This is a genomic window from Bradyrhizobium sp. HKCCYLR20261, assembly GCF_051168435.1.
Classification (GTDB): Bacteria; Pseudomonadota; Alphaproteobacteria; order Rhizobiales; family Xanthobacteraceae; genus Bradyrhizobium.
This window is the reverse complement of record NZ_JBNPUZ010000003.1, coordinates 161,253-180,436: the sequence shown is the minus strand read 5'-3', so window position 1 is coordinate 180,436 and position 19,184 is coordinate 161,253. Positions and strand designations below refer to the sequence as shown.

The following is a 19,184-nucleotide window of genomic DNA, read 5'->3' as shown; positions in this document are numbered from 1 at the left end:
GTAGCCAGAACTGGCCCGGTGGTCGGGCGCGGCTGGCCCTTTCACGACCATGGCGATCCTGCTGACTGGGCGCATGACGCCGCCCTTTTGTCCTTACATCACACCTTGACGATGGCCCTGCAGGAACTTGCCGTCGCGGTCCATGACATCGCCTCCACCTCGCTGCCGAGCGCCCCACTGGTGCTCGCCGCGGCGCTGTCGATCTTTGCAGCGGCGCTGGTGCGCGGCTTCACGGGCTTCGGTTTTGCGCTGACGGCCGTGCCGCTGCTCGGCCTGTTCATGCCGCCCACGCAATCGGTGCCGGTCGCGGTCTGCCTGCAGCTTCTGATAGGACTCGGCGATCTGCCGCGCGCCTCGCGGGTCTGCGACTGGCCATCGCTGCGTTGGCTGATCCTCGGAGGCGTGATCGGCTCGCCGATCGGCGCGCTGGTGCTCAGCGTGGTCTCGGCATCGGCGGCACGCCTCCTGATTGCCCTGATCACGGTCGGCGCGGTCGTGCTGCTGAATACGGGGTTTCGTTTGACGGCAACGCCGGCGCGCTGGATCACGGCGCTGGTCGGTCTCACCGCCGGTTTGTTCAATGGCCTTGCGGGCATGCCCGGACCGCCGGTGATCGTCTACTACAATTCGGGCGCATTCGGCCGGATCGCCGCGCGTGCCTCGATGATGGTGTTCTTCCTGGTCTCCTCGATCGTCGGAACGGCCAGCCTGGCGTGGTTCGATCTGCTCGACCTGCATATCGCGGTGCTGACCGCGCTCGGCATCCCGGTCATGCTGGTCGGCACCTGGCTCGGCGATCTCGGCTTTCATCGCGGCAGCGACGCGCTACATCGCCGGGTCTCGATGGCGAGTCTCGCGGTGGTCGCACTCGGCAGTGCACTCAAGGGGCTGAGCGACCTGCTGTAGTCGCTCAGGTAGTTCGCGACGACATGTACTGAGCGAAGATCTGGCCGAGCTTCGCGATCCCCGGCGCGATCCGGTCGGTGCGGATCGAGGAGAAGCCGAGACGGAAGCAGTTGCGTGTCGCCTCGGGGTTGATCGAGAACACGTCGCCGGGCTCGATGACCACGCCTTCGGCGCGCGCCACCTCCGACAGCCGCACCGCATCCGTTCCCGCAGGGCAGGTGATCCAGTAGCTGGTGCTGCCCGGTCCGCGCGACCAGCTGCAGCCCGGCAGCGCTTGCGGCAGCAGCGAATCGAGCAGGGTGGCGCGTTCCAGCAGCACGCGGCCGACCTGCTGCAGATGCGAGCGGTAGTGTCCGAGGCCGATGAACAAGGCCGCGACGCGCTGGTTGTTCAGCGGCGGATGGCGCAGCATCAGCCGGCGCAGCGCGCGCAACTCGCGGATGACGGGCGCTGGCGCCACGACGTAGCCGAGCCGCAGTCCGGGCGCCAAGGCCTTCGACAGGCTGCCGACATAGAGCACGCTCTGGTCGCGATCCAGGCTCATCAGCGGCGGCAGGCTGCTGCCCTCCGGCATCAGCTCGCTCTCATAATCATCCTCGATCAGGACGATATCGCGCTCGCGCGCGACCTTGAGAATCTCCTCGCGCCGTGTCCGCGACATCGCCGTCGTGGTCGGGCACTGGTGGCTCGCGGTGACATAGGCCAGCGCGCAGCGCGCGAACGCGTCGTCAGGCACCAGGCCCTGATCGTCGAGCCGAAGCGGCACGACCCGCGATGTCATCATGCCGAAGATGTTGCGCGCGTCCGGATAGCCGGGGTCTTCGATGCCGATCGGGGTGTCGGGCTGCAGAAACAGCTTCGCAATCAAATACAGGGCGTGCTGTGCTCCGATCGTGAGCATGATCTCGTCGGCGCGGGCGCGAATGCCGCGGCGCGGCAACACCTGCCGCTGCAATTGTTCGATCAGCGCCGGATCGTCGCCGTCGATCATATCGCGCGCCCAGTTGTTGATCTCGGGCACGCTGAGCGCCGCGCGCGCGCTTTCACGCCAGTCGTTGGTCGGAAACAGGCTCGGGTCGAACTGACCGAAGATGAAGGGATAGGGATAGGTCTGCCAGTCGAGCGGTTTGACGATGTTGCGTAGCGCCGACGGCTGCAGCGCGAACCGCTCGGTCCAGCGCCGGCTGTAGATTTCCGTCGCGGGCTGCTGGGCTTCGCCGATATGCTTCGGCAGGCCGGCCACGAAGTAACCGCTACGCTCGCGCGAGACCAGGAAGTTCTGATCGACGAGCTGCTCATAGGCGATGACGATGGTATTGCGGGACACCTTGAGCAGCGCGGCGAGATCGCGGCTGGACGGCATGCGAACGCCGAGCGGCAGACGACCATCCTCAATCGCTGTTACGATCATCTGTCGGATCTGAAGTTGCAGGAAAGTGCCGCCGCGGTCCAGGCCGTCAAACAAGGAGACCCAGAACAGGAGGTCGTGAATCGGAACTGTTGGCCGGTCCGCTTCGGATCGCAGCAAGGGCGCGAATTTTGCCATCGAGGTATTTGGTCCCAACCCTGTGAGCTGCTGAAATTAAAGCAAAAACCGCGCCATGGCGGAAAGTCTGCGGCCCCGTTTCGCATGGGCTGGCTCCATTTGTGCATGGCATCTGGCGCTGGCCTGGACTCGTCCGACACCGCAGGTTTCAACAGATGGCTCTTGGTCAAACGGGTCCTGGTCAAACGGGTCCTGGGAAGTTGAAGGAGTTCGCGGTGAGCTCAGATACCGTCGTCTACGTCGCCCGCAGAATCGTGACGATGAATCCGTCGCGACCCCATGCGACGCACGTTGCGGTGCGAGAGGGGCGGATCGTCGCGGCCGGCAGTGAAGCTGAGATCGCTCAGTTCGTCCCGCAGGGCGGGATCGACATGCGCTTCCGCGACAAGGTGCTGCTACCAGGGTTCGTCGAAGGTCATAGCCACATCATGGAAGGCATGATGTGGTCGCTGCCCTATGTCGGCGCGTTCGAACGGCGCTCGCCGGAGGGCAGTGCGGTGGCCGGCGTGCCTGATATCGATGCGATCGTCGCACGGCTCCGCGAGGCCGAAGCCGCGATGACCGATCCGAACGCGACGCTGTTCGCCTGGGGTTTCGATCCGCTGCATATCGGCGGCGAGAAGCTGACGCGCGAAGCGCTGGACCGGGTCTCGACGACGCGGCCGATCATGGTGATCCACGCCAGCTTCCATATCAGCGTGGTCAACACGCTGGTGCTGGAGCGCACCCAGCTCCTGCATGCCACCGACATCTCCGGTGTCGTCGCCGGAGCCGACGGCCGGGCCAGCGGCGAGCTGCAAGGCATCGCGGCACGGCTGCGGGCGTTCCGTCTGGTGGGCAATCCGCTGTCGGAGCTGCTGACAATGTCGGACGTGCAGCGCTACGCGTCGTCGGCCTGCGTGCAGGGCGTCACCACGATCACCGATCTGCACAACGATCTCACCGAGAACACGCTCGATCTCTACCGCGCGGCGACGCAGCAGGCGGAGTTCGGTGTGCGCCTGGTGCCGGCGCTGGCCTCGGCCACCCACAGCCCGGACAAGGCGATCGAGAAGATCACAGCGCTTCGTGAGTCCGGCAACGACAAGCTGCATTACGGCATTGTCAAGCTGGTCGTGGACGGTTCGATCCAGGGCTTCACGGCGCGCTTGCGCTGGCCTGGTTACCACAACGGCGCGTCGAATGGTCTGTGGTACATCGCGCCCGACGAGCTGCCGCGCCTGGTCGATCTCTACCACCGGGCGGGCATCCAGCTTCACATCCACACCAATGGCGACGAGGCGACCGAGCTTGCGCTTGACGCCGTGGAGAAGGCGCAGACCGCTCATCCGCGGCCGGACCACCGCCATACCCTGCAGCACTGCCAGATGGCCGACGCGGCGCAGTTCCGCCGCATGAAGGCGCTCGGCATGTGCGTCAACCTGTTTGCCAATCATGTCTTCTACTGGGGCGATTCCCACTACGAGCTTACGATGGGACCGGAGCGGGCGAACCGCCTCGATGCGACCGGCACGGCGCAGCGGATCGGCGTTCCCTTCTCGATCCATTCCGATGCGCCGGTCACGCCGCTGTCGCCGCTGTTCACCGCGTGGTGCGCCGTGAACCGCGTGACCTCGTCGGGCCGCAAGCTCGGCGCCGAGACCGAGGCGCTGAGCGTGGAGCAGGCGCTGAATGCCATCACGATCGGCGCGGCCTACACGCTCAAGCTCGACCATCTCATCGGCAGCATCGAGGCCGGCAAGTATGCTGACTTCGCGGTCCTCGAGCAGGATCCATTGACGGTCGCGCCGGAGGCCCTGAAGGACGTTCCGGTGTGGGGCACGGTGGTCGGCGGCGTCGTCAAGGAGGCGCCGCGCACATGACGGCATCAGCGCCCATTCCGTTCACCGTGATCGGCGGCTTTCTCGGCGCCGGCAAGACCACGCTGCTCAACAGGCTGCTGTCCGCAAGCACGGAGCGTTGCGCGGTGCTGGTGAACGATTTCGGCGAGATCAACGTCGATGCGGCTTTGATCCGCAGCCACGACGGCACGACGATGTCGCTCACCAATGGCTGCGTCTGCTGCAGCATCGGGACGGGCTTTCTCGACACCTTGGCGCGGCTGCTCGACGATGTCGGGCGCTTCGATCGCGTCGTGATCGAAGCCAGCGGCGTCGGCGATCCCTGGCGTATCGCCGAGATCGCGCTGGTCGAGCCGTCGCTGCGGCTCGACGGCGTCGTCGTGCTGGCCGATGCAACCCGCATCGCGACACAGTGCGAGGACCGGCACATCGGCGAGACCATCCGCAACCAGTTCGCCAAATGCGACGTCGTGCTGCTCAGCAAATGCGACCTCGCCAGCGAGAGCCAGCGTGAGGCCGCGTGTGCCGTCATCGGCGCCATCCGGCCGGCTGTGCCGATCGAGCCATTATCGGCGCTCACTCCTGCGCATCAGGCCGTTTTCGGACGGGGGCGGCTCGCACGTTTCCGCGCCGAGCCGGTGGCGGAAACGGTGGATCATGAGAGCGATTTCCGTCGCTGGACCTATCGGCGCGCCGGCCGTTTCGATCGCGACAGGCTGGCGGCCGCGGTGCACGACCTGCCGGGCCAGTTGCTGCGGCTGAAGGGAATTTGCCGGGTCGACGGCGACGACCGGGCGCAGGTGTTCCAACTGGTGTCGCGCAACTGGTCGCTGACGCCCGCGGACGATGCTGCGTCGGATGTGGCTGAGACGATCACGCTGGCTGGCGTGGGTACCGCGAATTTGCCATCGGATCACGAACTCGACGCGATCCTCGACCGCGCCCTGACCGCTGCGGCGTGACGCGATGACAGCAGAGCACATCGGACCACCAAGCGACTTTCTCATCATCCACCCTTTCGTAAATCAGGAAGCGGGATAGCCATGTTGATCAGACGACATTTCGTGCTCGGAGCTCTCGGTCTCGTCGTGGCCACGGCCGCCTCGCCCGCGGCGCAGGCGCAATCAGCGGGCGGCAATACGCTGGTGGTCGCGACGACGCAGGTGCCGCGGCATTTCAACGGCGCCGTGCAGTCGGGCATGGCGACGGCGATGCCGACCGCGCAGATCTTCGCCAGCCCGCTGCGCTATGACGACAAGTGGAATCCGCAGCCCTATCTGGCGCAGTCGTGGGAGGTCGCGCCTGACGGATTGTCCGTCACGCTGCACCTGGTGAAGGATGCCGTCTTCCACGACGGTCACCCCGTGACGTCGGAGGACGTCGCCTTCTCGATCATGGCGATCAAGGCCAATCATCCGTTCCAGACCATGCTGGCGGCGGTCGACAAGGTCGAGACGCCCGATCCCGCGACCGCGATCCTCCGCCTGAAGAACCCGAGCCCGTCACTGCTCCTGGCGATGTCGCCGGCGCTGATGCCGATCCTGCCCAAGCACATCTACGGCGATGGCCAGGACCTCAAGACCCACCCGGCCAACCTGAAGCCGATCGGTTCCGGGCCGTTCAAGCTGACCGAGTACAAGCAGGGCGAATACTACACGCTGGAGAAGTTCGACAAGTTCTTCATCCCCGGCCGGCCCAAGCTCGACAAGATCGTGGTCAGGCTGGTGTCGGACCAGAACGCGGCCGTGGTCTCGCTGGAACGCGGCGACTTCAGCGCGTTTCCCTTCATCGCCGGCGCCCGCGACATCGATCGGCTGCAGAAGTCACCCAACCTGGTCGTGACCGACAAGGGCATGGCCGGCGTCGGCCCGCTCAACTGGCTTGCCTTCAACACAAAGAAGAAGCCGCTCGACGACGTCCGCGTGCGCCAGGCCATCGCCTATGCGGCCAACCGCGACTTCATCGTCTCCAAGCTGATGGGCGGCAAGGCCACGCCAGCGCTGGGGCCGATCGCGCCGGATTCGCCGCTCGCCGAAGCGGCCGTCGAAGCCTACAAGGTGGACTACGCCAAATCGGCGGCGTTGCTGGATGCCGCGGGCTACGCCAAGGGGGCGGACGGCTCGCGCTTTTCGCTGACCATCGATTACATTCCGGGCGGCGACGAGCAGCAGCGCAATGTCGCCGAGTACATGCGCTCGCAGCTCAAGCGCGTCGGCATCAATCTCGAGGTGCGCGCCGCGCCGGATTTCCCGACCTGGGCGCAGCGCGTCTCGAACTTCGACTTCGACCTGACCATGGACACCGTCTACAACTGGGGTGACCCGGTGATCGGCGTCAACCGGACTTATCTGACGTCGAACATCCGCAAGGGCATCATCTGGTCGAACACCCAGCAATACTCCAATCCGAAGGTGGATGAGCTGTTGCAGGCGGCGGCGGTCGAAACCTCGCCCGAGAAGCGCAAGGCGCTCTACTCGGAGTTCCAGAAGATCGTCGTCTCGGATGTGCCGATCTACTTCATCAATGTCAGCCCGTACTACAATGCGTTTGCCAAGGGACTCGGCAATCTCCCGAACTCGATCTGGGGCATGATGTCGCCGCTCGACGAGCTGTACTGGGAAACGCCGCCGAAGACCTGAGGCGGGTCTGACATCGGTTCGCGAGAGCCACGAGGAGACGTGCTGCATCATGGCATTCGCCACCCATCTGGCCCGGCAGATCATCAATGCGGTCGCCCTGCTGATCGCCGTGCTGGTGCTCAACTTCTGCCTGATCCACCTTGCTCCCGGCGATCCCGTCCAGGTGATCGCCGGCGAGATGGGCGGCGCGTCGGCCGACGTCGTTGCGGCGCTGCGCGCCAAATACGGCCTCGACCAGAGCCTGTTGCAGCAGCTCTCGATCTATCTCGGCAATGTCGCGATGGGCGACTTCGGCTACTCCTACTACTTCAACCAGCCCGTGCTCGGCCTGATCCTGCAGCGGCTGCCGGCGACGCTGTATCTGACCTTGTGCGCACTGTCCGCGGCGCTCGCGATCGGGACCTTGCTTGGTGTGGTCAGCGCCCGGCGGCCGAACGGCCTGTTCAGCCACGCGGTCACGGTGGTCTCGCTGGCCGGCTACGCAGCGCCGATCTTCTGGACCGGGCTGCTGTTGTTGTTGCTGTTCGGCTCGGTCTGGCCGATCCTCCCCGTCGTCGGCATGGCCGACGTGGTCAATCCGAGGTACGGGGTCGCCTATGTGCTCGACGTCGCCCGCCATCTGGTGCTGCCGTCGCTGACGCTCGCGCTCGTGTTCATCGCGCAATACAGCCGGCTGGCGCGCGTCAACATGATCGAGGCGCTGTCGGCCGACTATGTCAGAACCGCCCGCGCCAAGGGGCTGCCGGAGTGGTTGGTGGTTGGCAAACACGCGCTGCGCAACACGCTGATCCCGATCGTGACCGTCGCCGGCCATCAGTTCGGCAATCTGTTCGCCGGCGCCGTGCTGGTCGAGACCGTGTTCAGCTGGCCCGGCATGGGCCGGCTGGTGTTCGATTCCATTCTGCGGCGCGACTATCCGACCTTGATGGCCGTGCTGTTCTTCTCTGCGCTGATGGTGATGACCGCCAATATCCTGACCGATGTGGTCTACCGCCTCGTTGACCCGCGAATCCGGACGGGGCGGCGATGACGGTGATCGAGAGCACCGCGCCGCTGCCGACGTCGCCGGCCGATCTGCCCGTGCGGGCCGCCGCGTCGCCGGGGCGCCTGGCGCTACGGCAATTCATGAAGAGCCCGTCCGGCGTCGCCGGCGCGTGCCTGCTGATCCTGATCATTGTGGTAGCCGTGGTCGGGCCATCGCTCTATCCGGTGGATCCGCTCGATCTCGTCGGCGCGCCGTTCATGCCGCCCGATGCCGATGCCTGGTTCGGCACCGACTATCTCGGCCGCGACGTGCTGGCCGGGCTGATCCATGGCGGGCGCGCGACGCTCGCGGTCGGCGCCGTCGCCGCGCTCATCACGATCGCGATCGGCCTCGTCATCGGCGCGGTCGGCGGCTACTTCGGCGGCGCGATCGATGCCATCATGGTCAAGATCACCGAGTTCTTCCAGATCCTGCCGCCCTTGCTGTTCGCGATGGTGCTGGTGACGCTGTTCGGGCCGAAGCTGACCACCATCACGCTCGCGATCGGCGGCGTCAGCTGGACCTCGGTGGCGCGGCTGACGCGGGCGGAACTCATGCGGCTGCGCGACCTCGACTTCGTCAAGGCGTCGCGCGCGGCGGGCGCCTCCAACGCAAACCTGATCCTGCGCGTGCTGCTGCCGAATGCGCTGCCCGCGGTGATCGTGTCGGCGACGCTGGCGATCGGCGTCGCGATCCTGTTCGAGGGCGGCCTGAGCTTCCTGGGCCTGGGCGACCCGAACGTGATGAGCTGGGGATTGATGCTGGGCCAGAACCGCAACTACATTCTCGACGCCTGGTGGGCGGTGATGTTCCCGGGAGCGGCGATCTTCCTCGCGGTGCTCGCAATCAGCCTGGTCGGCGACGGCCTCAACGATGCGATCAACCCGCGCCTGCGGCGGAGGTCGTGATGGGTGCGCTGCTCGAAGTCGATGATCTCAACGTCAGCATGCGCAACGGGGCCGGCCGCCTCGTCCCTGTGATCGAGAATTTGTCGTTCACGGTCGCGCTGGGGCAGACCCTGGCGCTGGTCGGCGAATCCGGCTGCGGCAAGAGCATGACGGCGCTGGCGCTGATGCGGCTGCTGCCGGAGGACTTCGTCATTACCTCGGGTCGCATCGTGCTGGATGGCAGGGACGTGCTGGCCCTGTCGCCGAAGGAGATGCGGAGCCTGCGCGGCAGCGCCATGTCGATGATCTTCCAGGAGCCGATGACGGCGCTCAATCCGCTGTTCACGGTCGGCGACCAGATCGGCGAGGTGTTGCGCTGGCACGAGGGGCTCGATCGCGCCGCCGGGCGCAAGCGCGCTATCGAGCTCTTGCGCGCGGTGCAGATTCCGGCCGCAGAGCAGCGGGTCGACGCCTATCCGCACCAGCTGTCGGGAGGCATGCGCCAGCGCGTGATGATCGCGATGGCGCTGGCCGGGCGGCCGAAGCTGCTGATCGCCGACGAGCCGACCACGGCGCTCGACGTGACCGTGCAGGCGCAGATCTTCGATCTGCTCGCGGAGCTGCAACGCAGCACCGGGACGGCGATCCTGCTGATCACCCACGATCTCGGCGCGGTCGCCGAGCTCGCCGACGAGATGCTCGTGCTCTATGCCGGACGCTGCATCGAGGCGGGGGCGTCGGATGCAATCGTGGCGGCGCCGCGTCATCCCTATACGCGGGGCCTGCTCAACTGCGTGCCGCACCTCGCGATTGGAGAGCCACCGCGGCCCTGGGTCGATCTCGGCGAGATCCCCGGCATGGTGCCGCCGCTCGGCGCGCGCGGCGCCGATTGCGCCTTCCTTGCAAGATGTGCGCAGGCTTGCGACGTCTGCCGCGCGAAGCCGCAGCCCGCGCTCGAGCCGATTGCGGCGGATCACGCCGTGTCCTGCTGGCGCAAGACGGAGCTCGCGGCATGAGCATAGCCGAAGCGATCCGCGGCACAGGCCCCCGCGAGGTGCTGCTCGACGTCAACGACCTCGTCGTGCACTTTCCGGCCGGCCGTCGCAACGGCAAGCCGTCATTCGTGCACGCGGTCGACGGCGTCAGCTTTCGCGTTCGTCGCGGCACCACCTTCGGCATCGTCGGCGAGAGCGGCTCGGGCAAGTCGACCACCGCGCAGGCCGTGATGCGGCTGGTGCCGGCGACATCCGGCCAGATCGTGTTCGGCAATCGCGACATCGCGGGCCTCACCGGCCGGCCCTTGCGCGAGGTGCGGCGGCATCTGCAGATCGTGTTCCAAGACCCGTTCTCGGCGCTCAATCCGCGGCGACGTGCGGGCGACCAGATCCGCGAGCCGCTCGACCTGCTCGGGATCGGCACGCGGAGCGAGCGCGACGAGCGGGTGCGCAGGCTGCTGGCCGAAGTCGGTCTGCCACCGCAGGCCGCCGACCTGTATCCGCACCAGTTCTCCGGCGGCCAGCGTCAGCGGCTGTGCATCGCGCGGGCGATGGCGCCCGAACCCGACCTGATCGTCTGCGACGAGGCGGTGTCCGCGCTCGACGTCGCGATCCAGGCGCAGATCCTCAATCTGTTAAAACGGCTGCAGCGCGAGCGCGATCTCACCTACATCTTCATCTCGCACGATCTCGGCGTGATCCAGAAATTCTGCGACGAGGTCGCGGTGATGTATCTCGGCAAGATCGTCGAGCAGGCGCCGGCCGCCGACATCTTCGCCGCGCCCCGTCATCCCTACACCTGGTCGCTGATCGCCGCCGCCGCGCCGCCCGGACCGCTGCGCGATGATCTCAAGCGCCGTTATCTGGTCAAGGGCGATCCGCCGAGCCCGGTCGATCCGCCGCCCGGCTGTCGCTTCGCGCAGCGCTGTCCGGCCGCGATCGATGTCTGCTCGCAGCGTCTCCCGGTGCTGGACGCGATGGGACCACACCATTATGTCGCGTGTCATCGTGCCGCCGAACTGGCTTGATGCGGGCGCACTGCGAGAGCGTCATGCCGTGCATGTGCTCCGACTGCGGCATATTGCAGCCGGCAGTCGTGCTGACGCTGCGATCAGCGCGTCGCAGATGAAAAGCCATAACGCTCAGCGCGGGAAGCCCTGGGGCTTCGCCCGATCTTCACGAGCGCTGCGCCCTGTCAGATCTTTCGAGCGATCTCTGCGTAGGCGATGCCGGTGAGGTTGCCTTGGCCGAACAGCAGGCTCTGCAGGTCCGAGCCGTCGAGCCTGGCGACGTACAGGGAGCCTGCGAAATCCGTGACGAACATGCGGTCATTCGGCAGGTCGAGCGTGAGTCCGATCCCTTCGTTCAAGTGGCGCACCACGATCTCCGGCTCAGCGGGCTTGTTGTCGATCGAGGCGCGGTTGACGGTGTTGCCGCGCGGGGCTTCGCCGCGATCCGTCCAGTAGAGCAGACGACGCCCGTGATCGAGTTCGAGATCGATCGGCTCGGACAGGCCATCAAAGAAGACTTCGATGTCCGACCGGGCCGATGCGCTCTCGCCCTTGGGAATGTCCAGGCCCGCCCGGTAGATGACACCGAGACCGCCGTTCTCCGGGCCCTTCTGCGTCCAATACATCCGGTTGGTCTCGTCGTCGATCGCGATGCCGACGCACCATCGCGTCAGATCGGGCTGCCTGAGCTCGGACGCCCCTCTGTTCACCAGCGTTTCGATCGCGGAGCCGTCCATGTTGGCGCGCATGACCTTCATGCCCTCGCGGTCACACCAATAGAGTTTGCGGTCGCGCCGATGCAGGATGATCTGCTTCGGTGTGTGCGTATGCCCCTGCGGCACGATGATGGTGCGGTTTCCGCCATCCAGGTCGGCGCGTTCGATCGAGCCGTCATCGAGGTTCGGAACGCCCATATTGGTCCAGTAGATGTGGCCTGCATCCAGGTCGAGGGCGATGCCGTCCGGAAGACGGCAGTCTGTGACGATCGTCTCGCGGCCCGATCCGTCGATGTTCATCGTATGAATCTTGCCCGCGCTGAGCTCGAGAACAAACAAGCGGGGAACGATCATCGTCGCATGATCATTCGGCGAGGTCGTCGCGGCTGAAACAGTCATGTTGCTCTCCTTTGAGGCAGAGCACCCTGCCTGGATTTCCGTCCATGATCTTGAATGGGATTGCAGACGCTGGTCAGATCTTGCCAGCGCGACGAGCGTTCGAACGTGGCATCGTCCGGGGCAGGCGTGCGGAGCCTGACAAAGTCAGGTGTCGTCGGGCGGTGGTTCGGAGCAGCGCCGTCGACGCTGCAGCGAGCGCTCGGTTCGCATCGTGTTCGCGCTGCGCATGCCGATGGATGCAGGCATTGCATCGTCATCCATCGGCTCATTCGCCCGCTTTTTGATACACGGCGCGATCAGCACGCAAGTGATCGTTTCGGCTGACGATCATCGGCGAATTCAGCAGGCATGCGTTCGCATGTGACGTGCCATGCGCTCTCACACCTGCGCGAGCGCCGTCACTTAAACGTGTCTTAAGGGGTATCCAGATAGTCAGGTCAGCATGCGTAGTTCAACGAGACGATAAGGCGACAAGATGCGGAATGCGATGGGACGGCGTCAGTTTTTGTGCGGGTGTTGCGCCGTCCTGGGCGCCCAGGTGATTGGCGCCGCCGTGCTGCCGGGACGCGCGAATGCGACAGGCGAGCCCGAGATCGTGCCGATCGAGTTCGCGAGCTTCCACGATCAGACCTTCAAGAACGAATATCTGCAGTTCATGAACGTCACGATTCCGGCCGGAGGCATGGCGGCCTATCACAGCCACACCAGGGATTTCGCGCAGGTCTATCTCGCCGTCTCGAATGCGGAGGGGACGCCGCTCGGCGGCAAGCCGCTGATCGTGCCCCGCAAGGTCGGCGAGGTGCTGTTCACCAACTACACGAAGAAGCCGGGCGTCCATCAGGTCGTCAATGTGGGCGACGGCGACTTCCGGATTGCGGGCTTCGAGCTGTTCGACTCCGAGCCGGGCCGCTTCACGCCGGCTGCGCGTCCCGAGCCCTATGTCACGGTCATGGACAACCATCGCCTTCAGGCTTGGCGATTGATCCTGCAGCCTGGTCAAACCGCGCCGGCGATGCGTCAGGCCGCGCCGGGCGTGCGGATCGTGGTGCAGGGTGGCGAACTCATCGAGGGCCGTGAAGGCAAGCCGGACCACAAGCTGAACCTGAAGTTCGGCGATTTCGCCTGGCAGGACATCGGGCCGGCGCGGACGATCCGCAATACGGGCAAGTCGACCATCGAGCTGGTCGAATTCGAACTGAAGTAGGGCGGGGGCTTTCGCGCGTGGGCGCTCAGCGCGCCCTCCTGCTCGGGGTGTCCTGGGGAATGGGGAGTTGAGGACGTGTCCATCAAGCGGACGGGAATTGCCATCGCGGCGCTGATGTCGGGCGTCATCGTCCTGACATCGGGCCTTCAACTCAGCGAGCGCTGGGGCGCCTATCAGAACGCCGTCGCGGCGCATGCGCTCGAGACCCGGCTGGCGGCGGGCTTCGACGCGGTGGGAGCGCTGACCGTCGAACGCGGTCCCGTCAATCGCGCCTTGATCGGCAAGTCTCCGGCCGATGGCGCCGTGCTGAAGGAGTTCGCCGACAACCGCCGCAGCAGCGACGAGGCGCTGGAGAAGCTGGCTGTGCTCGCGCGCGGCGACGCCGATCTGACGCAGCGGGTCGACGCGGCCGTGGCGAAGATCGCCGCCGTGCGCAATGAGGCAGCCGCCAACTGGAGCAAGCCGCTGGCCGAGCGCGGCAGCGGCATCGCCGCCAAGGCGATGCGCGACTACGCCGATGCGATGGCGAGCCTGAACCAGTTGCTCGAAAGCGGCATCAAGGAGACGATGCGGCTGAGCACCACGGCCGGCAATTTGCTCGACGTCGCGCAGAAGGGCTGGGTCATCCGGCAGACGGCCGGTCAGGTGTCGCTGCTGATTTCGGGGCTTGTCACGGCCGGCCGCCCGGCGACGGCTGCGGAGCGCGACGAGCTGAATTTCGCGAATGGTCAGATGGCTCGGCTGTGGGCCGAGATCCTCGATCGCGGCGACGACGCCCATGCGCCCAAGGCGACGCGCGCGAGCGTCGGCGAGGCGCGTGAGCGTTATTTCGGCGCGGACAAGACGCTGCGCGAGGCGCTGATCAAGGCCGCCTTCAACGCCACGCCCTATGAGGTGTCGATCGACGATTGGCGTCGGCAGGCTACGGCCGCGAACGCATCGCTCTTGGGCATTCGCGACGCCGCCTTGCGCGATGCGCAGGCTGTCGCCGAGCAGGACGAGTCCGATGGGCTCATGGGCATCCTGTTCGCCGGTGCAGCCATCCTGTTCGTGCTCGGCTTGTCGGCGGCGTCCTCCGTCCTGCTGGTGCGCCATCTGCTCACCCCGATCGCGAAACTGTCGGAGGTGATGACCCGGCTGGCCCGCAACGAGGAGGCCGAGGTGCCTTTCGCCGCGCGCAAGGACGAGATCGGCGGCATGGCGCAGTCCGTGCAGGTGTTCAAGGAGGCCATGCTCACCACCAACCGGCTGGCCGGCGAACAGGCCGCCGAGCGCGTCGTTAAGGAAAAGCGCGCGGCGCGTCTCGAAGGCCTGGTGCGCGATTTCGAGGCCAAGGCCGGCGCCATGGTGGCGCAGCTCGCCTCGGGCGCGACCGAACTGGAGACGACGGCGCGGTCGATGTCCTCGACCGCGACGCAGACCAAGGGGCAGGCGACCACGGTGGCTACTGCCGCCGAAGAGGCAAGCATGGGCGCCAGCACGGTCGCCTCCGCGGCGGAGGAACTGACGGCCTCGATCACCGAGATCAGCCGCCAGGTCGCGCAGTCCTCGATGATCACCGGCCGTGCCGTGGCCGATGCCCAGCGCACCGACAAGATCGTGCAGACGCTCGCCGAGGGCGCCGAGAAGATCGGCGAGGTCGTCACCCTGATCCAGGCGATCGCCGCCCAGACCAATCTGCTCGCGCTGAACGCGACGATCGAGGCGGCGCGGGCCGGCGAAGCCGGGCGCGGCTTCGCCGTGGTCGCTTCCGAAGTGAAGATGCTCGCGACACAGACGGCGTCGGCGACGGCGGATATCGGCGGACAGATTTCGCAGATCCAGGCCGCCACCAAGGAAGCCGTCGACGCCATCCGCGGCATTGCCGGGACCATCGAGGAGGTCTCCTCGATCTCGCACGCGATTGCATCGGCTGTCGATGCGCAGGGCGTGGCGACCGGGGAGATCGCCCGCAACGTTCAGCAGACCTCGCAGTCGGTCAAGGACGTGACGGCGACGATCAGCGGCGTGAGCAAGGCGGCGACCGAAACCGGCATCGCCGCGAGCGAAGTGTTGAACGCGGCCGACGGACTGTCGCGGCAGGCCGAGCAACTGAAGACCGAGGTCGGCAGCTTCGTCGAGGAGGTCCGCGCCGCCTGATCGGGGCGGCCTGGCGCGTCCCATGCGACTGCGGCGCGCGCCGCCGAACTACTCAAATGTGTCGTCGGGCAACACCGCCACCTTCTCGCGCATCTCGGCTTGCTGAAGAGGGACGTTGCGCGATCGTCACGCGCGTCGAGCCTGGCTATGGCGCGCATTCCCGGTGATGAGGTCATGTGCCGCATGAACTTTCCCGGTTCGGGACATGTCTCTGACCTTCCCGAGGCGGGATAGGGATCTGGTGCGCCTGCGCGGAGCGCTTTGAGATCTTGGTGCCCTCGACGATCCGAATCCGCTAATTGTCGTCAGATTCGCCGGACGTTCGTCCCGGCATCCTCAACGACACACGAGCCACCATCTTTGCCCTCAGTTCTTCGTAATCCCCGCAGCTCGGTGCAGCGGAAGACGCCCTCACCAAAGCACGCCGCATCACGAACGAAGCCGGTTCCGCGCAAGACGATATCGGGTGCGCCAAAGAAGGTGGCAGCCGCGAAGCCTGCCGTGTCCTCCGCGTCGCCTCTTGGGCTCTTGGCGCTGCACCTGGTGGCCGAGTGGCAAGCGAAGGGGCGAAGCGGACTTGCGTTTCTCGCCAAGAACGAGCGCCGCGCCGAGCGATTGGCGTCCATCATTCAGGTTCTCGATCCCGCCTGCGACGTGCTCGTCTATCCACGGCTGAACACCCTGCCGTTCGATCTGCTCGAGCCGTCGCGTGACATCGCGGGCCGGCGAAGTTCCGTGTTGAGGCGTCTCGCGCGGGCGAAGAAGCCTCTGCTGATCACGACCGTGGAGGCGATCATGGAGCGCGTGCCGCGGCCGGCGGACTGGTCGGGAAGTGGCATGCTGCTGCGGGTCGGCGAAAGCTACTCCGAACAGCATTTTGAAGCTCGCTTTGCTGCGCTCGGATATGACTCGGACGACAGCCCGGATTATCCCGGCGGCGTGCTGTTTCACGGCAACACGTTCGAGATTTTCCCGGCCGGCGCGCGTGGCCCTTTCAGGGTCGAGCATTCAGGCGGGAGGATACGACGGATTGCCACCTTCAATCCGTTGGATCAGGAAGTGATCTCCGAGTTCAAGGAGCTCCAGATCGATCCGATGTCCGAGCGGCTGGCGTTCAAGGAACGAGCTCGGAACAAGGCCAGCCTGTTCGAGTACTGCACGCGGGCCAAGTGGATCGCCGATGCGGAGCTCCCCAAGCATGCGGACATCTGGCTGAGCACGATCGAGGAAGCGGCTCCCCGTGCCGAGCGTGATCGTGCCTATGTGAGCCGCCGCGAATGGGAGCAGACGGCCAAGAGAATTGCGTTGCTGTCGCCCACGGCGCCATACCGAGCGACGCCGGAGTTCTTCAAGGAGGCCACGCCCCGGAAGGCGCTGCGCGCCTTCATCGAGGAAGCCCGGCGGGGTGATGCACGCCTCGTGTTTGCCGCGGCGGCCGAGTCGGATCTGCGGCTGATGGCCGCCATGAGCGGAGTCAAAGCCGAAGGCGCCGTTGATTGGGCGCAGGCAATTGCGAGAGGCAGGCGGGAAGCAGCCTTGCTGGCCGGCTTCGACGCCGGCTTCGTCGTTCCCGGGCGGAAGCCAATTGTTGTCATCACCGCCTCCGACGTTCTCGGCAGCAGAGCCCATCAGCCGCAGCCTGCGAACTGGGCCTGGACACCCGGCTTCGAAACCGCAGATCTGCCCGAGGCCGGATCGGTCGTCGTGCATCTGCAACGTGGGTTGGCCCGGCTCGGCGGATTGCGGGCGATGGGCGCCGCCGGTGTCTCCGCGCGCGAGATGGTCCGCCTGGTGTTCGCCGGAACTGATGCGGTCCTCGTGCCCCTTGCGGAGCTGGCCCTGATCTGGCCTTACGCGGCTGAACTCGGCGACACCTCGCTCGACAAGGCCGACGGCAGTTCGTGGCGGCCGCGGCGCGCCGCCGCCGAGACCGAGATTCACATCGTCGCCAAGGAACTTGCCAAGCAGATCAGCCAGCGGCGCCGGCGGCCGGCTCCGAAGCTCGTGCCGCGGCCCGCGAGCTACGAGCAATTCGTCGCGCGCTTCCCGTATTTCACCACGCCGGACCAGGCGCAGGCCATCCGCGAGGTTCTGGATGATCTGGCATCGGGGCATCCGATGGACCGGATCGTCTGCGGTGACGTCGGCTTCGGCAAGACCGAGGTGGCGTTGCGCGCGGCCGCGGCGACAGTTCTGGCCGGCAAGCAGGTCGCGATCGTCGTCCCGACGACGGTGTTGGCGCGACAGCACGTCGAGACGTTCCGCAAGCGCTTTGCGGCGCTCGGCATCGAGGTCGGAAATCTCTCCCGGATCGCTTCGACGGCCGAGGCGCGCAAGGTGCGCGAGGGCTTGAAGAGCGGTGAGCTCAAAGTGGTCGTCGGCACGCTTTCGCTGGCGTCGAAGGACGTCAAGTTCGCTGACCTCGGGCTCGTCATCATCGACGAGGAGCAGCATTTCGGCGCGGCCGACAAGGCCATGCTGTCGAGCCTCAACAAGAACGGTCACAGGCTCTGGATGAGCGCGACGCCCATCCCGCGCACGCTGGCGGCCGGTCTGACCGGCCTGCGCGACCTCAGCGTGATCGCGACGCCGCCCGTGCATCGTGTGCCCGTGGTGACCAAGGTCGCGCCGCTGTCGGATATCGCGATCACCACCGCCCTGGGGCGCGAGCATCGCCGCAACGGCCAGAGCTTCGTGATCTGTCCGCGGATCCAGGACCTGGATCCCATGCGGGCCCGCATTCACATGCTCGCGCCGGAGCTTCGGATCATCACGATTCACGGCAAGCTGCCTGCGGATGAGATCGACGAGCGGCTGATGGCGTTCGTCGAAGGCAAGGCCGACGTCCTGCTCGCGACCAACATCGTCGAAAGTGGCCTCGACATACCGCGGGCGAACACGATCGTCGTGTGCTGGCCGGAAAAATTCGGCCTGGCGCAATTGCATCAGCTCCGCGGGCGGGTCGGTCGCGGCGGCATCCGGGCATTCGCGCATTTCCTGACCGAGGGCGGCTCGGACCGATCGGAGCAGCGGCTCTCCGTGCTCGAGGAACTGAATCGTCCGGGCGCGGGCTTTGCCATCAGCGCGCGCGATCTCGACCTCCGCGGGAGCGGCGACATGCTGTCGGATCGCCAGTCCGGTCACGTGCAGGTATTTGGTCCGACACTCTATGGTCATCTGCTGACCTTGGCGCTGGAAGGCGATCGCGACGGGATGTCGGCCCTCTGGGTCCCGGAGCTGAACCTGCCGATCGCCGAGCTGCTTCCCTCGGACTACGTGCAGTCGGAGGCGGTCAGGCTCGAGATCTATGCGCGGGTGGCCCGGTGCAGGACTGACGATGAGCTGGAAGATATCGAGGATGAAACGCAGCGTCGGTTCGGAACGTTGCCGCCTGCGGCCAGCAATTTCTTCGCTGTTGCCAGGCTCAGGATGAGGTGCAGAGAGCGCGGAATCATGCGCCTCGACGTAGGGCCGGAAGCAATCGCGGCCACGCTGCTGCCGGGACGAATTCGGAGGTCGTGCTCACGGCTGCTGCAGCGCGACGGCAATCGGGTCATCCATTCCGACCAGAGTGCCAGACCGGTGCTACAGAAGGTCGAGCGGTTTCTTGATCTCCTGGACGAATAGGGGAGCCGTACGCCGCGCAAAGAAGCCCGCTGAAGGCGGGTGTCTCGAAGGGTGAGGCCCAAGCTGCGGCCTCATGTTTCGAGACGCGCCGCCTTTGGCAGTCGTCTTGGAGAAGCTGCGGAGCACGGCGCGCCTCACCATGTCGATCAGGCGCCGAAGGCGGCGCTCCACGTGGGATCATGAGCACGCCGATCGTTCAACTGATCATCCGCCCGACGGGCAACCCGCGCATGCCCCGCATGCGCGGGTTG

At 66.1% G+C, this 19,184-nt stretch carries 13 protein-coding genes; 11 read left to right on the top strand and 2 right to left on the bottom strand.

All coding sequences use genetic code 11. From position 1 onward, the window contains the following. Positions 1-111 precede the first annotated feature (111 nt). The gene (locus ACQR1L_RS07950) at positions 112-906 is read left to right on the top strand and encodes a sulfite exporter TauE/SafE family protein (protein ID WP_434857404.1); all 795 of its coding nucleotides are present in this window, start codon (positions 112-114) and stop codon (positions 904-906) included. A gap of 4 nt (positions 907-910) precedes the next feature. On the opposite strand, the gene ACQR1L_RS07945 is transcribed toward ACQR1L_RS07950, so the two are convergent. Beyond that, a complete protein-coding gene (locus ACQR1L_RS07945) occupies positions 911-2,452 on the bottom strand; it encodes a PLP-dependent aminotransferase family protein (protein WP_434857403.1) in 1,542 nt (513 codons plus the stop codon). 215 nt (positions 2,453-2,667) lie between these two features. Between ACQR1L_RS07945 and ACQR1L_RS07940 the strand changes: the two genes are divergently transcribed. The 7 genes from ACQR1L_RS07940 to ACQR1L_RS07910 all read left to right on the top strand — a co-directional run bounded on the left by ACQR1L_RS07940 (position 2,668) and on the right by ACQR1L_RS07910 (position 10,866). Continuing rightward, the gene (locus ACQR1L_RS07940) at positions 2,668-4,314 is read left to right on the top strand and encodes an amidohydrolase (RefSeq protein ID WP_434857402.1); all 1,647 of its coding nucleotides are present in this window, start codon (positions 2,668-2,670) and stop codon (positions 4,312-4,314) included. Next, positions 4,311-5,255, top strand: coding sequence for a CobW family GTP-binding protein (locus tag ACQR1L_RS07935; protein WP_434857401.1), 945 nt, complete (start codon positions 4,311-4,313; stop codon positions 5,253-5,255). The genes ACQR1L_RS07940 and ACQR1L_RS07935 overlap by 4 nt, the downstream gene beginning before the upstream one ends. Before the next feature lie 81 nt (positions 5,256-5,336). Continuing rightward, positions 5,337-6,932 carry an ABC transporter substrate-binding protein gene (locus tag ACQR1L_RS07930; protein ID WP_434857400.1) on the top strand — a complete coding sequence of 532 codons (1,596 nt, stop codon included), beginning with the start codon at positions 5,337-5,339 and terminating at the stop codon, positions 6,930-6,932. Between the two features lie 49 nt (positions 6,933-6,981). After that, a complete protein-coding gene (locus tag ACQR1L_RS07925) occupies positions 6,982-7,962 on the top strand; it encodes an ABC transporter permease (RefSeq protein ID WP_434857399.1) in 981 nt (326 codons plus the stop codon). Continuing rightward, a complete protein-coding gene (locus tag ACQR1L_RS07920) occupies positions 7,959-8,864 on the top strand; it encodes an ABC transporter permease (protein WP_434857398.1) in 906 nt (301 codons plus the stop codon). The genes ACQR1L_RS07925 and ACQR1L_RS07920 overlap by 4 nt, the downstream gene beginning before the upstream one ends. Then, positions 8,864-9,859 (top strand): ABC transporter ATP-binding protein, encoded by a 996-nt coding sequence (locus ACQR1L_RS07915; protein ID WP_434857397.1) that lies wholly within the window; start codon positions 8,864-8,866, stop codon positions 9,857-9,859. The genes ACQR1L_RS07920 and ACQR1L_RS07915 overlap by 1 nt, the downstream gene beginning before the upstream one ends. Beyond that, entirely contained in the window at positions 9,856-10,866 is a 1,011-nt protein-coding gene (locus tag ACQR1L_RS07910) for an ABC transporter ATP-binding protein (RefSeq protein ID WP_434857396.1), read from the top strand. The genes ACQR1L_RS07915 and ACQR1L_RS07910 overlap by 4 nt, the downstream gene beginning before the upstream one ends. A 167-nt stretch (positions 10,867-11,033) precedes the next feature. Here the strand turns inward: ACQR1L_RS07910 and ACQR1L_RS07905 are convergent, their stop codons facing one another. Continuing rightward, complete coding sequence (locus ACQR1L_RS07905) at positions 11,034-11,963, bottom strand: 3-hydroxyacyl-CoA dehydrogenase (protein WP_434857395.1); 930 nt, start codon at positions 11,961-11,963, stop codon at positions 11,034-11,036. Positions 11,964-12,501: 538 nt separating this feature from the next. Between ACQR1L_RS07905 and ACQR1L_RS07900 the strand changes: the two genes are divergently transcribed. From ACQR1L_RS07900 to ACQR1L_RS07890, 3 genes are all read left to right on the top strand, one after another. Next, positions 12,502-13,167, top strand: a complete 666-nt coding sequence (locus ACQR1L_RS07900; protein ID WP_434857394.1) for a hypothetical protein — start codon at positions 12,502-12,504, stop codon at positions 13,165-13,167. A 75-nt stretch (positions 13,168-13,242) separates the two neighbouring features. Beyond that, positions 13,243-15,306, top strand: a complete 2,064-nt coding sequence (locus tag ACQR1L_RS07895; protein WP_434857393.1) for a methyl-accepting chemotaxis protein — start codon at positions 13,243-13,245, stop codon at positions 15,304-15,306. A 795-nt stretch (positions 15,307-16,101) separates the two neighbouring features. Beyond that, complete coding sequence (locus ACQR1L_RS07890) at positions 16,102-18,933, top strand: DEAD/DEAH box helicase (protein WP_434857392.1); 2,832 nt, start codon at positions 16,102-16,104, stop codon at positions 18,931-18,933. Positions 18,934-19,184 lie beyond the last annotated feature (251 nt).